The 15476-nt window shown below is 41.3% G+C and carries 16 protein-coding genes; 10 read left to right on the forward strand and 6 right to left on the reverse strand.

All coding sequences use genetic code 11. From position 1 onward, the window contains the following. Positions 1–8 precede the first annotated feature (8 nt). From ACHSBP_RS10975 to ACHSBP_RS10985, 3 genes are all read right to left on the reverse strand, one after another. Complete coding sequence (locus tag ACHSBP_RS10975; RefSeq protein WP_010559943.1) at positions 9–470, reverse strand: hypothetical protein; 462 nt, start codon at positions 468–470, stop codon at positions 9–11. A gap of 61 nt (positions 471–531) precedes the next feature. Further along, entirely contained in the window at positions 532–1998 is a 1467-nt protein-coding gene (locus ACHSBP_RS10980; protein WP_010559944.1) for a DUF3413 domain-containing protein, read from the reverse strand. Between the two features lie 4 nt (positions 1999–2002). Further along, on the reverse strand, positions 2003–2215 hold the full coding sequence (locus ACHSBP_RS10985; RefSeq protein WP_010559945.1) for a DUF1414 domain-containing protein: 213 nt from the start codon (positions 2213–2215) through the stop codon (positions 2003–2005). 62 nt (positions 2216–2277) lie between these two features. Between ACHSBP_RS10985 and yejK the strand changes: the two genes are divergently transcribed. Further along, the gene (gene yejK, locus ACHSBP_RS10990; protein ID WP_395388849.1) at positions 2278–3288 is read left to right on the forward strand and encodes a nucleoid-associated protein YejK; all 1011 of its coding nucleotides are present in this window, start codon (positions 2278–2280) and stop codon (positions 3286–3288) included. 197 nt (positions 3289–3485) lie between these two features. Here yejK and ACHSBP_RS10995 read toward each other — a convergent pair whose 3' ends face one another. Both ACHSBP_RS10995 and rne read right to left on the reverse strand, forming a co-directional pair. Continuing rightward, positions 3486–3902, reverse strand: a complete 417-nt coding sequence (locus ACHSBP_RS10995; protein ID WP_010559947.1) for a hypothetical protein — start codon at positions 3900–3902, stop codon at positions 3486–3488. 405 nt (positions 3903–4307) lie between these two features. Further along, on the reverse strand, positions 4308–7292 hold the full coding sequence (gene rne / locus ACHSBP_RS11000; RefSeq protein ID WP_395388850.1) for a ribonuclease E: 2985 nt from the start codon (positions 7290–7292) through the stop codon (positions 4308–4310). A 522-nt stretch (positions 7293–7814) separates the two neighbouring features. Here rne and rluC point away from each other — a divergent pair. Both rluC and ACHSBP_RS11010 read left to right on the forward strand, forming a co-directional pair. Further along, complete coding sequence (gene rluC / locus ACHSBP_RS11005; protein ID WP_395388852.1) at positions 7815–8774, forward strand: 23S rRNA pseudouridine(955/2504/2580) synthase RluC; 960 nt, start codon at positions 7815–7817, stop codon at positions 8772–8774. Next, positions 8775–9413 (forward strand): HAD-IIIA family hydrolase, encoded by a 639-nt coding sequence (locus ACHSBP_RS11010; RefSeq protein ID WP_395388854.1) that lies wholly within the window; start codon positions 8775–8777, stop codon positions 9411–9413. It abuts the gene before it with no gap. Here the strand turns inward: ACHSBP_RS11010 and ACHSBP_RS11015 are convergent. Next, on the reverse strand, positions 9405–10010 hold the full coding sequence (locus ACHSBP_RS11015; protein WP_395388855.1) for a Maf family protein: 606 nt from the start codon (positions 10008–10010) through the stop codon (positions 9405–9407). The two genes, ACHSBP_RS11010 and ACHSBP_RS11015, sit on opposite strands and share 9 nt — an antisense overlap. A 118-nt stretch (positions 10011–10128) precedes the next feature. On the opposite strand from ACHSBP_RS11015, the gene yceD reads away from it, so the two are divergent. From yceD to fabF, 7 genes are all read left to right on the forward strand, one after another. Beyond that, complete coding sequence (gene yceD / locus ACHSBP_RS11020; RefSeq protein WP_040641640.1) at positions 10129–10653, forward strand: 23S rRNA accumulation protein YceD; 525 nt, start codon at positions 10129–10131, stop codon at positions 10651–10653. A gap of 11 nt (positions 10654–10664) precedes the next feature. Next, a complete protein-coding gene (rpmF, locus tag ACHSBP_RS11025) occupies positions 10665–10832 on the forward strand; it encodes a 50S ribosomal protein L32 (RefSeq protein WP_010559953.1) in 168 nt (55 codons plus the stop codon). 10 nt (positions 10833–10842) lie between these two features. Then, entirely contained in the window at positions 10843–11919 is a 1077-nt protein-coding gene (plsX, locus tag ACHSBP_RS11030; protein ID WP_051320891.1) for a phosphate acyltransferase PlsX, read from the forward strand. Positions 11920–11991: 72 nt separating this feature from the next. After that, positions 11992–12924: an ACP S-malonyltransferase gene (gene fabD / locus ACHSBP_RS11035; protein WP_010559955.1), complete on the forward strand. Its 933-nt coding sequence runs from the start codon at positions 11992–11994 to the stop codon at positions 12922–12924. A gap of 15 nt (positions 12925–12939) precedes the next feature. Continuing rightward, complete coding sequence (fabG, locus tag ACHSBP_RS11040; protein WP_054981042.1) at positions 12940–13686, forward strand: 3-oxoacyl-ACP reductase FabG; 747 nt, start codon at positions 12940–12942, stop codon at positions 13684–13686. Between the two features lie 209 nt (positions 13687–13895). After that, a complete protein-coding gene (gene acpP, locus ACHSBP_RS11045) occupies positions 13896–14132 on the forward strand; it encodes an acyl carrier protein (protein ID WP_010559957.1) in 237 nt (78 codons plus the stop codon). 105 nt (positions 14133–14237) lie between these two features. Next, the gene (gene fabF, locus ACHSBP_RS11050) at positions 14238–15476 is read left to right on the forward strand and encodes a beta-ketoacyl-ACP synthase II (RefSeq protein WP_010559958.1); all 1239 of its coding nucleotides are present in this window, start codon (positions 14238–14240) and stop codon (positions 15474–15476) included.

Below are 15476 nucleotides of genomic sequence, written 5' to 3' on the forward strand. Positions count from 1 at the left end.
AATGATCGTTATTTTCGACTGTTGCTGAGCTTTTTCTTTAGCCTTTTTAATTCGTCTTGTTGCAAGTCGATCAAATCCCTGTACTCTTCCTTGATTTGCTTGCGTTTGGCTTTTACCTCTCTTTTTAAGGCTGTTTTGTCTTCTTTTGACATGTGCTTATTGAGCTGTGTTTTTAATTGTGCCAGCTCATTTAATCGCGCCTGTTTCAGAGCACTTATTTTATGCTCAACCCCTTTTATGTCGGATTTAATTTTCAGTACATGTTGTTTTTGGGTGTAGCGATCGATAGTGTCTTTTTTTGCGAATGGCTTAGAGCTGGTGTTAACCGCTTTCAATGTCAGTGTTTGTTGTTGATGTTTCGATTCACATGGAAATTGACTAAAAGTAATGCCGTTTTGTGTTGTGCATTTATAGTAATCCAGCGCTGAACATGTGAATGGAATAAAGAGTAGGGTGGTGAGTAGCTTCATTGCGATTCCCTCATAATCTAGTGACATCCTGTCTCGTCACTAGATTATAGAAAGAGAATAGCTATTGCTCAAATTGCTTTAATTTCTTCAGGCTTTGCACTAAAAATGGCACTTCAAGGTGACTATCAATCGCGAATCCTTGCTGTGCTGATACTGTTTCATGTTTACCGTCAGACGTAAGTAAGGTTAGTTTATCTTTTTTATAGATAAGTAAGGTATTGCCACTAATATTCACACCTGTGTCGCTACCATTATACAGGTTGTTACCTAACGTCGTATTTTGCACGTTTTGGCAATCAAACGTGTTGGCAAGCACGGTTGTAATCACATCTTGTGGTGTAATAATGCCTGCAGGTGTAATGTGCTCAGCTGTATAAAGAGTTGATTTTGACCACGCATCTTCTTCGCTATTTGCCAGAGAAAATGCAAAATCTACAACGCTATTTTTAATGGTTGCAAGCTCGTCTTGTGTTTTCACATAGTGAACCGTTAAGCTGGCGTTTTCATCTTCTGCTAAGCGCGGAAGATTAATAAACGATGCATTAACGCTATTGCTCCATGCTGGTAAAATCCCCTGTGCACGAATCACTTTTTGATAGTAACTTGGCAAGCCATAAACCAGGTTGAAAAGTGATTCACGCTTATTTGCTGGCTGATAAAAGTTATCTGTGGTATCAAGCGCTTTGTCGCTTAAATACTGATTTAATAATGCCTGGTTATCAAACACTAATATTTCTGCAGAAGCTGAATTTGTATTACAGGTTAGCGGCTGGTTTGGCGCAACATAAGTTACTTTTTCATTGGCAAAGCTAACATTTTGCGCTTCTTTGTATTCGTCTAAATCGACAAGTTGGTAACGTGCTAATAAACTTTTCGCTGTGGTTGGGTAAGAAAGCGGTAAAACGTTATCTTGCTTGGTGATATCTAGCTTAACATTCGCATCAGCCCAAATATGAAGCAGGTGACTGGCGACAAAGGCAACAATAAATACCGGAGAGATATAACGACGAAACGGTTTTTGTCTTAATTCTGTGAGGTGTCGCCACGTAAAGTTACTGGCAACGAGTTCAAAAAACAAAATGACAAAAATAATGCCGCCCGCAATAAATAGCGAAAGGCTAGGATTAGTAGAAATTGTGTCACTGATCAAGGACACAATCTGTTCAAATACCTGCGGCGACAAATGATAGCCAAGTTGAAAATAAACATAGGCGTCTAATGCCAGAAGCGACATGGTAAAGGTTGCAATTACTGCAGCCATGCCCCGAATATGCCGCGGGTATGGAAAAATAAGACTGAGCGGAAAAATTGTCAGCACAAAGCATAAAAATGTCAAAAAGCTAATGTGACCTAGCCAGTTTAACAACAAGAATACTTTGCCGCTAAACGTCATCGGCATTGGATCTGAAATTAAATAGAGGCTACTCACAATCAATGCAAATAAAATATTTGCAAAGGTGAACCAGTGGCCCCAGCTCAACAGTTTTGCCGCTTTAGACGAAAACGCTTGTTGTGATGACAAATTCATAGCGTTACTTTACAGAGTCTTTTAATGCTTGTGTAAAATTATCTATTAGGGCTTGTCGTTGTGCTGCTGGCACTTTTTCATTAATGATATGTGAAAGTGTATTGCCAAGACTCATTAGGCTTAAATCTAATGGCGCTTTGTGGGCTACAAGGGTTTTTAAAAGGTCATCAACAAGATTTTCTACTTGCTGGTCTGAATATTTTGATAAGATAGGCATCAATTAAGTTCTAATTTTATAAAATTACTCATATTTTAACATTTGAGGCGCGAAAAACAAAGATGACAGTGCAAGTAGAAAGACTCGTCGTTCACTATGTCGACAAAAAAGACGAAACAGTTGAAATTCATCTTCGTAATGATGAAATGCCAGTCAACGATAAGGTTAATGTGTTTATCGATCAGTTACACCATGCCTACAACGGTAAGCCAGGAAAAGGCTTTTGCGGTTTTAGTCCAGAGAAAAACGGCGTGGTAAGTTCGAGTATTCAAAGTTATCGTCAAGGTGAAATGCATTTTTATCATTTAACTGAACAGGCTGCCGAGGTTTTAAAAGAAGAATTAAACAAATACGCGTTTAATGAAACGGGTTACCTTATTTTTTGTCACTACCGTTTTGTTGCCGACGACTATGTGATGATTGCATTGATAAATGTAAAAGAGCATTACTCGATTAACCAAGAGCTCGACCTTACTTCGTCGCGTCATTTAGATATCGCGAAAATGCAGTTAGCGGCACGTATCGATCTTAACGGTATGGCAACAGCGCTTGAAGACAACCGTTATATTTCATTTATTAAAGGGCGTGCAGGGCGTAAAGTTGCCGATTTCTTCTTAGACTTTCTAGGCTGTGAAGAGGGGATTGATGCGCGCCAACAATCGCAAGCTATGTTATCGGCGGTTGAAGACTATTTATCGGATAGACAATTTGATAAAACCGAAAAAGATGACTTACGCAAGCAAGTTTTTGATTATTGCTCAGACTGTGTTGCTACTGGCAGCGATGCTGACGTATCACAGTTATCAAGCACCATAAGTAAAGATGATGAAGTAAGCTTTGATAGCTTTTATAAAGAGCAAGCCTACGATTTAGAAGAGTCATTCCCAGTTGATAAAAAGACGGTAACGTCTATGGTGAAATTTTCTGGTCAAGGCAGTGGTGTAAGTGTGAGTTTTGAGCGCAAGCATTTAGGTGAACGTGTTTTATATGATAAGTACAGCGACACCTTAACCATTAAAGGAACTCCACCTAACTTGAAAGACCAATTAGAGCGTTTCTTTGAAGAAAACTAACGTGAATAAGTTTTAACTCGATCTGCCAGATTTGATTTACAGAGCTGAATCAAATCTGGCAGTGAATAGCCGATTTGTGCCAACAACTGCCATTCGTAACGCCTAAATAAACGGCGAAAAATAGTAGGCTAAAATAAGCGACGGAGGAGCGCAAGCCTACTGTTTTGCGTCCACGGTTTAATTGGCTTGTTATATGCTCATAAACCTACGCTAATAAATTTACTATTTAACTTTTCACTTAAACCTTTTTCTAATTCTAAAGGCTGAGTATCTAGTTGCTCTCTGATAAATTTTAAGTTTTGAGAATATTCGGGATTATTAGCCATTTTTTCTACGTTGTAATAAATACGTGAAAATAAATCATCGTCTAAATATTTTTGAGACTCAATTGCACCCTCTCGAATTAACCTTTCCCGAAGGGATAGTTTGTAAAAAATATCATCTACAGTAAGTCTTAAAACATGTGCTCTAAAATCAGTTATACGTGCATTATCTATTTCTTTTACTGAAGCTTTGCAATTTTCGTTTGTAGCTTCAATTAACTGTTCAACTTTTGATTTGTCTTGTGCAAATGCAAGAGATGAAAAGAACGATAAAATTAGAAGTAATCTCATTGCTCCTCCTGAGCATATAACAGTTTATTAAGAGGCAAGTTGCCTCTTTTTCTACCGCAACATCGCCTGTTTACATACTGAAGCAATTTATAACACTAATAATTAGTTGTTACTAGTCAGATAGTTATTTGAAAATTGACATTTTATCAGTTGTAAAAAACAGGCAAATTGCCTGTTAATAATATTAAGGGGGATATAATCATTAATAAATGGATAGATTATTCAACGGCTGCTATTCGCTCATGGCGGCCTGTCAGGAGAAGTCCAAACCTATTCATAGAAACTACAAGAACAAATATTAGCTGCAACAATTAATGCTAGCTGAAGAGTTACTATTTCAATTCGCTCTAAATTTCAGACAAAAAAAGAGCCGCATAATGCGGCTCTTTTAGTTACAACTTAAGATTAAACTGTTTTTGCCATTGGTGCGCTTGCTTTACCAACTGGGTTAATGCTACCCGGTTGCATACTGCTTGCACTTGGTACTTGGCGTTCACTGTGTGGCATTGCTGATGGCATTTCAAAACCTTCAGTCATTGCGCCACCAGACGCTTTTGTCATTGGCGCACTTGCATGGCGATAAGCTACGCCGTTTGTCGCAGGTGCTGTGTTTGTTTCAGTTTGAGCAGCAACCGCTGCAACACTTGGTGTTTCAACTGTTGTCGTTTCTGCTTGTTGCGTTTCAACAACGTCTTCAGCAGATGGAACGGCAGCGTCAAGGTTTTCACCGTTAGCGTCTTCAACTACTTCAGCTTTAACTTCAGGCTGCGTTTTTTCAACTTTTGGTGCTTCTTCAACTTTAGTTGGTTCAACGACAACCTCAGCTGCAGCATTTTCTGCGACCTTTGTTTTAACAATCGGTGCTTCAACAGCTTCGGTTTTAGTCTCTTGCACTTCAGGAGTTGCGACTGAGTCAACTTCCACTTCTGCCATTGCTTGATCAGCAACTGGTACAAAGCCTGGTGACTCCGTTGTCTCAAGTTCAATATCAGACTTAGTTTCGCTTGGCTTTTTACGACGCTGACCGGCTGCACGTAAATGGCGCGGCGAACGGCGAGAGCGAGTACGTGTCTCTTTTTCGTCGTCGTTTTGTGATTCAGCGCTTTCAGTCGCGGCTTTTGGCTCACTAACTTGTTCTACAGGTTCATTGGCTACGTCGTTAGCAACAACCTGTTGCTCGGCAACTTCTTGTGTTTTTTGCTCTGCAACCGGCGCGTCAGCGTTTGATTCTGAAGCCGCTACAAGATCAGCGTTTTCTACTTCTTCAGTCACTTTTGCTGGCTTTTTCGCTTTTACAGGCTTAGAACGCTGTGGCTTTTGCTTTTCAACCGGAGCTGTATTTTCAACTACAGGCGCTTGCGTTTCTGTATTTGTCTCTAACGCTTCATTGGTTTTCTCAATACGCACTTTTTTACGCATATTGCGACGTTGACGACGCTCTTTTACTTTAACCGGCTGTTGTTGATTTGCTTCCACCTCAACAGGCTTTTGTTCTTTCTCAACCTTGTTAGCGTTTGAGCGGTTGTTACGGCGGCGACGATTGTTGTTCTCTTTTGAGTTACGTTTTTCATCGCGCTGTTCGCGTTGCTCTTTTTGCTCACCAGCAGCTTGCTTATTACGGTTGTTCGGTTTGCGCTGATTGCGACGTCGATTGTCGTTACCACGTTGGTTATTACGACGACCACCGCGTTTTTGTACCGGCTTTTCTGGTTCTTCAGAAGCAAACAGGCTACCAAACCACTTAGCGATCTTAGTGAATAAGCCTTCTTTTACTTCTTTTTTAACTGGCGCAGGTTCGCTTGGTACAACAACACCTTGGAGTACTGGTTGCTCTTTAACCGCTTTTTCAGCGTGAACAATGGCATCCGTTTTTACTTCAGGTGCTTGAACTTGGTCAAAGCTTACCGTTTCAATCGTTTCATCTTTCTTTAAACGCAATACTTCGTAGTGTGGTGTTTCCAAATGTGGATTTGGAATAATCACTACATGACAGCCGTGGCGTTTTTCAATACGGCGCACGCTCTTGCGTTTTTCGTTTAGTAAGTAAGTTGCTACTGGCACAGGTACTTGTGCATTTACTTGTGACGTATTGTCTTTAATCGCTTCTTCTTCTAGTAGACGAAGAATCGATAATGCAAGTGACTCGTTTGAGCGCACAGTACCTTGGCCGTTACAACGAGGGCAGGTGCCTTGGCTTGCTTCACCCAGTGATGGACGAAGACGCTGACGCGACATTTCAAGTAAACCGAAACGTGAAATTTTGCCAATTTGTACACGTGCGCGGTCTGGTTTAACTGCTTCTTTTAATTTGTTTTCAACAGCGCGTTGGTGGCGCGGCGGTGTCATATCAATAAAGTCGATAACAACTAGGCCACCTAAATCACGTAAGCGAAGTTGGCGCGCAATTTCATCTGCTGCTTCTAAGTTAGTGTTTAGTGCCGTTTCTTCAATATCGCCGCCTTTTGTTGCTTTAGACGAGTTGATATCAATTGATGTTAACGCTTCAGTTGGGTCAATAACGATTGAGCCACCTGACGGTAAACGTACTTCACGTTGGAATGCAGATTCAATTTGGCTTTCAATCTGATAATGGGTAAACAGTGGCGCATCACCTGTGTAAAGTTTTACACGGTTAATGAAGTCTGGGCGAAAACGTTCGATATGTGCTTTTGCTTCATCGAATACGCGCTGCTTATCAATTAAAATCTCGCCAATATCACGACGCAAATAATCACGAATAGCGCGGAAAATTACATTGCTTTCTTGGTGGATTAAAAATGGTGCCGGGCCGCTTTCTGACGCTTTTTTGATAGCATCCCAATGAACAAGCAGGGCACGTAAATCGTATTCAAGTTCTTCGAAAGATTTACCAACGCCGGCAGTACGTACAATTAAGCCCATGCCTTTTGGTAATTCTAAACGAGACAGTGCTTCTTTTAGCTCTGTACGCTCATCACCTTCGATACGACGAGAAATACCGCCAGCACGTGGGTTGTTTGGCATTAATACTAGGTAGCTACCAGCAACGCTAATAAAGGTAGTCAGTGCAGCACCTTTTTGACCGCGCTCTTCTTTATCAACTTGTACAATTACTTCTTGGCCTTCTTTTACAACATCTTTGATGTTTGGGCGACCGTTGAAAGTGTAACCTTCTGGGAAGTAACTGCGGGCAATTTCTTTAAGAGGGAGGAAACCGTGACGCTCAGCGCCGTAGTCGACAAAAGCAGCTTCTAGAGATGGTTCTACGCGGGTAATTTTACCCTTATAGATATTTGCTTTTTTTTGTTCATGGCCAGGGCTTTCGATATCTAGATCATATAAGCGCTGTCCATCAACCAGTGCAACGCGCATTTCTTCTTGTTGCGTTGCATTGATCAGCATACGTTTCATATTGTTAAACTCTGTAATAGTAGTAAGAGATTAACAACCAGTGTTGTTCAGACACCCACGAGTTTGTGCAGTCTCACGACTGGGCTGTCTGGGGGGAGTATAACTCCGATTTTCTGTTAAATTGCCATTCTAGGCAGGTGCTCGGTATTTGTTTCTTACCCAGCACAAAAATTCATTTAATTTTATTCTGAACGACGTTTGGTCGTAAATCTCGTATTTTATCTTTTAAAATACGTTTATTAGCTGAGTTAGATGGGGCTTTTCTGAATTACAATCTAGTACACTCATTGGTTCAGGGGGCCGCTACATGCGCTTTAAGATCGTTAAAAGCTTTAGAAAGCTGTCATAGACCTGTATGATCTGCGTCTTAAAGCGTGTTTCATCGTTAGCTTTGGCTAATAAAACACCAAATTGACACGTGGAGCGTGAATTTTGCTCACAAAAGGTCAATTTCAAGCGCGATTATCCCATTAAATATGGACGCTTCGCAACTAAATTATTACTCAAATCAGTGATTAGGCAATGTCAGAACAGCAAAAAAATCAGGTCCAATTTGTTGACATCGATGAAGGCAACCATGGGCAACGAATTGATAACTTTTTAATTACCGCTTTAAAAGGGGTGCCAAAAAGTGCAATTTACCGAATTTTGCGTAAAGGCGAAGTGCGTGTAAATAAAAAACGCATTAAGCCAGTTTATAAGCTACAAGCGGGTGATGTGGTACGTATTCCGCCAGTTAAAGTGGCAGAGAAACAAGAGTTTGTACCTAAAAATTTAGATAAAATTGCAAAGCTTGAAGACGCAATTTTATTTGAAGATAAATACCTTATGGTACTAAATAAGCCATCAGGTATGGCTGTTCATGGTGGCAGTGGCTTAAGTTATGGCTTAATCGAAGCACTGCGTAGCATTCGTCCAGATGAACGTAATCTTGAACTGGTTCATCGACTAGACCGCGATACGTCAGGCTGTTTACTCGTTTCTAAAAAGCGTTCGGTATTACGTGGGTTACATGAACAACTGCGTGAAAAAACCATGGAAAAAAATTACTGGGCACTGGTTACAGGTAGCTGGGCAAGCAAAATCAAGAATGTTACTGAGCCACTTCGTAAAAATACCTTGCAGTCGGGTGAGCGAGTAGTACGCGTAGACGAGGCAGAAGGTAAGCCGAGCCAAACCCGTTTTCGTGTTTTAGAGCGTTTTGGTCAATTTGCGACGTTAGTGCAAGCATCACCAGTAACGGGTAGAACCCATCAAATTCGTGTACATACGCAATGTAAAGGTCACCCAATTGCCTGCGATGACAAATATGGTGTTGCTGAGTTTGATAGTGAAATGAAGAAAAAAGGCTTAAATCGCCTATTTTTACACGCACATGACCTTACCTTTATTCACCCTAAAACAGAAGAGTCGATACGTGTTGAAGCACCATTGGATAATCAGTTAAAGAACTGCATCAAAACACTACGTGAAGAAGCATAGATGACAGCGAAAGCACTTATCATTTTTGATTGGGACGGTACCATTATGGATACCGTGCCAAAAATTGTGAATACGGTAAAGCTTGTTGCAGATCGTCACCAGTTAACAAGGCCAAGTGATGATGCTATTCGTCAAATTATTGGTCTTAGTTTAGAGGTGGCAATTGAGAAGCTTTTTAATGAACCAAGTGCAACGTTTGAGTTAGCGCAATCATATAAAGAGGTGTATGTCTCAGAAGACGATACGCCATCGACGTTGTTTCCCCATGTGTTTGAATGTTTAACGGCATTAAAAAACAAAGGTTATACATTGGCTGTGGCGACGGGCAAAAGTCGCAAGGGGCTTGACCGTTTAATGCACGAAACTCAGCTAAGTTCATTTTTTAAAGCGACACGTACCGCGTGTGAGTGCGCCTCTAAACCATCACCAGAAATGATTTTGGAAATTTGTAGCGAACTCAATATAGCTGCTAATAAGGCTGTAATGATAGGCGATACCAGCATGGACTTGGCAATGGCTCAAAATGCCAAGGTAGCCTCTATTGGTGTTAGCTTTGGCGCACATCCGGTTTCTCAATTAGAGCCTTATGCGCCAGTCGCGATCATCGATCAGTTCGAGCAGCTAGTCGATTTATTTTAATTCCAGTGGGTCAATACCTATTTGTGCAAGCAGGTTGGTTAGCTTAATTAACGGCAGACCCACAAGGGAGTTGGGATCCTCACCTAAGATCTTATCAAACAACACAATACCTAACCCCTCCGATTTAAAGCTGCCCGCGCAATTCAAAGGTTGTTCTTTATCTATGTATTGTTCAATTTGAGCTTGGCGCAAGGTTTTAAAGTACACATCGGTGGTGTCGTGAGTTACTAAGGTGTTATTAGTTGCAATATCAAACACGGCAAGTGAGGTGATAAAACGCACTTTATTACCTGAAAATAACGAAAGTTGCTTAATTGCGTTATCGCGTGTATGTGGTTTTCCGAGTATTTGTACTTTGTTATTTGGCGTTTCAAATATGGCAACTTGATCAGAACCAATCACCACACCTTGTTTATAAAATTGAAGCGCTGTTTTGGCTTTTTCAAGTGCTAATCGCTCAACCAATTCAATCACACTTTCGTTGGCTTTTGGCGATTCATCAATATTAGGTGAAAAGCTCTCAAATACCGGTAAAATTTTTTCTAAAATTGATTTTCGAAACGGCGAACTTGACGCTAAAATAAACGGGGTTTTCATGATAATTTTCATCGAATACTTACTTTTTGCGCAGAATAGGATTCAATTGCGCTAAATGCAAAGGAAAGTTGAATTTTATTTTGACTCTAAGTCTAACAATCTATATGATGCAGCCCCTATGCAAAAGGTGAAGATTCCGATCACGCTTGATCCTATACGAACCGCACAAAAACAGGTCACTTATGACGGTATTGTGTTGTTCGAGCAACTTCCTCGATTACTCGATGTAGTTGTACGGAACGAGGGTGAGGTCGAAGTTAAGATTCATTTCAGAAAAGACGAACAGGGAATTAGTGTTGTTGAAGGCCATGCCAACGCCAACATTACAACTATTTGTCAGCGCTGTAATGAAGAGTTAGGGTTGGATTTGGAACTAGACTTTGCTTATTCGCCAATAGGTATAGGTAAGTCATCTGAGCATCTACCGTCATGTTATGATGTGGTAGAGATGGATGAGGAAGGTGAAATTAATTTACATCAACTTGTTGAAGATGAATTAATGTTAGCCATCCCAATAGTACCGATGCATGAAGAGTCTCATTGCAGATTTTCAGAAAAGCCTTTGAGCTTTGGTGAAATAGAAGCAGAAGATGACAAACCAAATCCATTTGAAATTTTGAAACAACTTAAGAAAGATTCTTAGGAGATAAGGCAATGGCTGTACAAAAAAGCAAGAAGTCTCGCTCTAAGCGTGGTATGCGTCGTTCACACGATGCGATCAATGGTCCAACTCTAACAGTTGATCCAGTATCAGGTGAAACGCACCGTCGTCACCACGTAACTGCAGACGGTTACTACAAAGGCGAAAAAGTAGTTTCTTAATAGAGCTATTTTGATGTCTAATCTAACCATAGCGTTAGATATAATGGGGGGCGATTACGGCCCCCGTTCTTCGTTGCCTGCAGCAATTGAAGCTGTAAACTCGCACGATAATATCACCCTGATATTATGCGGTAACGAAACCCTCATTCGCACAGAGCTTGAAAAGCTCGACGCTTTGCAACACCCTCGATTACAGATTAAACATTGTAGCGAAGTCGTTAATAACGACGATAAACCATCCACAGCGTTACGCTGTAAAAAAGATTCCTCAATGCGAAAAGCCCTTGATTTAGTTAAATCAGGAGAAGCACAAGCATGTGTGTCTGCCGGTAATACTGGTGCACTGTTTGCAATGGCGTATTGTATCTTGAAAATGCTGCCGGGCATTAGTCGACCTGCATTAATCAGTTCGGTTCCAACTGAAAAACCTAAACCAGTTTATTTATTGGATTTAGGGGCTAATGTTACAGCGGATCCAGAAACATTGTTTGATTTTGCCGTAATGGGCAGTGTGGTTGCCGAACAATCGCAAGGCATTGAAAACCCGACTGTAGGGTTACTTAATATCGGCGCAGAAGATATTAAAGGTCATGAAGATATCAAACGCGCGTCGGAGTTGTTTGAACAATCAAATGCACTTAACTACATTGGTTATTGTGAAGGCACCGACATTTTTAAAGGTAAGGCCGATGTTATTGTATGTGACGGCTTTGTTGGCAATATTGCATTGAAAACCTGTGAGGGAATTGCCAAAATGATCATTCATAAACTCAATAAAACCCTCAAAAAAAGCATTTTTTACCGCGCCGCAGCACTTTTAATGTTTCCAGTGCTAAAAAAACTCTATAAAAAGATGAACCCCGACCAGTATAACGGTGCAAGTTTGGTAGGATTACGCGGTATTGTGGTTAAAAGTCACGGTAATGCAAAATCGCCGGCATTTTTGGCGGCGATAAACGAAGCCGTGCGGGAGGTTGAAAAGCAACTTCCTGAGAAAATAGCAGCGCGATTTGCTGCGCTGAAAGGGCAACAACTCGCGTTGGACAATGAGGAAAATGATCCACTTTGTTCACCGTGTAATAAATAGCGGCACTTTCACCACCAAAAGAATTTTCTAACCAGCAAATGCTGGTTTTGTTTTGTTATAGAAGAAGAAACTATGTCAAATAACACAGCGATTTTATTCCCAGGCCAAGGTTCACAAACTGTGGGCATGCTGGCTGAACTACTTGCAGAATCAGATGTTGTTAAAGCAACCTTTGCCGAAGCAAGTGACGCACTTGGTTACGATTTAGCAGCACTTGTGCTAAATGGTCCAGCAGAATCATTAAATGAAACGCACCGTACTCAACCTGCGCTATTAACGTCAAGTGTGGCTATTTATCGTCACTTTATTGAAGCAGGTGGCGAAAAGCCAAGTGCGATGGCTGGTCACAGCTTAGGTGAATACTCAGCATTAGTTTGTGCTGGCGTTATTTCACTTTCAGAAGCAGTAAAGCTTGTTGAAAAACGTGGCCTTTATATGCAAGAAGCAGTACCAGCGGGTACTGGCGCAATGTACGCAATTATTGGTCTAGCCGATGATGCAATTGCAAAAGCATGTGAAGATGCAGCGCAAGGCGAAGTAGTATCGCCAGTAAACTTTAACTCACCTGGTCAAGTTGTTATTGCTGGTCAAAAAGCAGCAGTAGAGCGTGCAGGGGAACTGTGTAAAGAAGCAGGTGCAAAGCGTGCATTGCCGCTAGCTGTAAGCGTGCCGTCACACTGTGCATTAATGAAGCCAGCAGCTGACAAGTTAGCAGCTGATTTAGAAGCGATTACATTTAATACACCTGAAATCTCGGTGATTAATAATGTTGACGTGGCTACTGAAACTGCAAGCGAAGCAATTAAAGATGCATTAGTGCGTCAACTTTACAGCCCAGTTCGTTGGACTGAAACAGTACAAAAATTAGCGCAAGATGGCTTAACAACGACTTATGAGTTTGGTCCAGGTAAAGTATTAACGGGTCTTGCAAAACGTATTGATAAATCGGTAAGTTGCGCTGCAGTTAACGATTTAAACACTCTTTCTAGCGTTTTAGACGCATAATTTACGGAAAATTTTATGAGTAACTTATTCTCTTTAGAAGGCAAAGTAGTACTAGTAACCGGTGCAAGCCGTGGTATTGGTAAATCAATTGCTGAAACACTGGTATCGCTAGGTGCTAAAGTTGCGGGTACTGCAACAAGCGAAGGTGGTGCAGGTAAAATCAGTGATTACTTAGGTGAAAACGGCAAAGGTTATGCACTTAACGTAACAGACGCTGAGTCAATTGAAGCGACATTAGCGGCTGTAAAAGCTGACTTAGGCGATATTGATGTATTAGTAAATAATGCGGGTATTACTCGTGACAACCTACTTATGCGTATGAAAGACAGCGAGTGGGATGACATTATCGACACTAACTTATCGTCAATCTTCCGTTTATCAAAAGCGGTATTACGTCCAATGATGAAAAAGAAAAATGGCCGTATTATCAATATTGGTTCAGTGGTTGGCACTATGGGTAATGCAGGTCAAGCTAACTATGCAGCAGCAAAAGCGGGCGTAATCGGTTTTTCTAAATCTATGGCGCGTGAAGTGGCTTCTCGTGGCATTACGGTTAACGTAGTAGCGCCTGGTTTTATCCAAACAGATATGACTGACGAGCTAACAGATGACCAAAAAGCAGCAACGCTTGCTAACGTACCTGCGAACCGTTTAGGTCAACCGAACGAAATTGCAGCAGCAGTGGCTTATTTAGCATCTGACGCAGCTGCGTACGTAACCGGCGAAACATTACATGTAAACGGCGGTATGTACATGATCTAAGTCGTCACGCAATCGTAATTTCGGCGAAATAGTGAAATTTAGGGTTGAAATTGCGGTGAAAGTAGGCGATAAAAGGTTAGTTTTAGATTTATGAGGTTCGACCAGATAATAAAAATCGAAATGAATCTTGAATCATAAAATTTTGCAGCGTAAACTACGCCGCAATCTGAAAAATAACGCAAAAGCGTTTTTTAATTAAGGAAACAAGAATGAGCAACATCCAAGAACGTGTTCAAAAAATCATCGTAGAGCAACTAGGTGTTCAAGAAGAAGAAGTAAAAGCAGAAGCATCATTTGTTGATGATTTAGGCGCTGATTCACTAGACACTGTAGAACTAGTAATGGCTCTAGAAGAAGAGTTTGACACTGAGATCCCAGACGAAGAAGCTGAGAAGATCACTACAGTTCAAGCAGCTATCGATTACGTTACTGCTCACGCTGAGTAATTAAAGCATAGACATTAAAGGCAGCATTCCAGCTGCCTTTAGTTTTTCAAAAGCCCTCATTAGGGCTTTTGTATTATCTGCACCTAATATATTTTGGAGATGACTGTGGCTAAACGTCGAGTAGTGGTTACTGGCCTAGGTATGTTAACCCCACTAGGTAATGATGTTGATTCAACATGGCAAGGTTTATTAGCGGGTCAAAGTGGCATTGGTTTAATCGACCATTTTGATACGTCTGATTTTGGTACTAAATTCGCGGGTCTTGTAAAAGATTTTGACCCAACACTTTATATGGCGAAAAAAGATACCAAAAAAATGGATTTATTCATTCAATACGGTATTGCTGCTGGTGTACAAGCATTTAAAGATTCAGGTTTAGAAGTAACTGAAGAAAATGCTGAGCGCATTGGTGTCGCTGTGGGTTCAGGTATTGGTGGTCTAACACTTATCGAAGAAAACCATGTTAAATTACTTAACAGTGGCCCTCGCAAATTATCACCGTTTTACGTGCCTTCAACCATTATCAATATGATTTCAGGTCATTTATCGATTATGCACGGCCTAAAAGGTCCAAATATTTCGATAGTTACGGCGTGTACGACAGGTCTTCACAATATTGGTCATGCAGCACGTATGATCGCCTACGGTGATGCAGATGCAATGGTTGCAGGTGGTGCAGAAAAAGCATCAACACCAATCGGTATGGGCGGTTTTAGCTCAGCACGCGCGCTTTCAACACGCAACGATGACCCACAAGCGGCATCGCGTCCGTGGGATAAAGACCGTGACGGTTTCGTACTTGCAGACGGTGCAGGTGTAATCGTACTAGAAGAATACGAACACGCAAAAGCGCGTGGCGCAAAAATTTATGCTGAGCTTGTAGGCTTTGGTATGAGTGGCGATGCGTATCACATGACGTCTCCACCAGAAGACGGCGCAGGCGCGGCGTTAGCGATGAAAAACGCACTAAATGACGCAGGCATTAATGCTGAGCAAGTGGGTTACATCAACGCACACGGTACATCAACGCCGGCAGGTGATATTGCTGAAACCAACGCGGTTAAGTCTATTTACGGCGCTGCAGCAAGTGATGTGCTAGTTAGCTCAACTAAATCAATGATGGGTCACCTACTTGGTGCTGCAGGTTCTGTTGAATCAATCGTAACGATCTTATCGCTTCGTGACCAAAAAGTAACACCAACAATCAACCTTGATAACCCAAGTGAAGGTTGTGATTTAGATTACGTTGCGCACACCGCGCGCGATGCGAAATTGGATTACGCACTGTGTAATTCATTTGGCTTCGGTGGAACTAATGGCTCTTTATTATTTAAGAAGATATAA

Source organism: Pseudoalteromonas sp. XMcav1-K, from assembly GCF_044005875.1.
Taxonomy (GTDB): domain Bacteria; phylum Pseudomonadota; class Gammaproteobacteria; order Enterobacterales; family Alteromonadaceae; genus Pseudoalteromonas; species Pseudoalteromonas spongiae.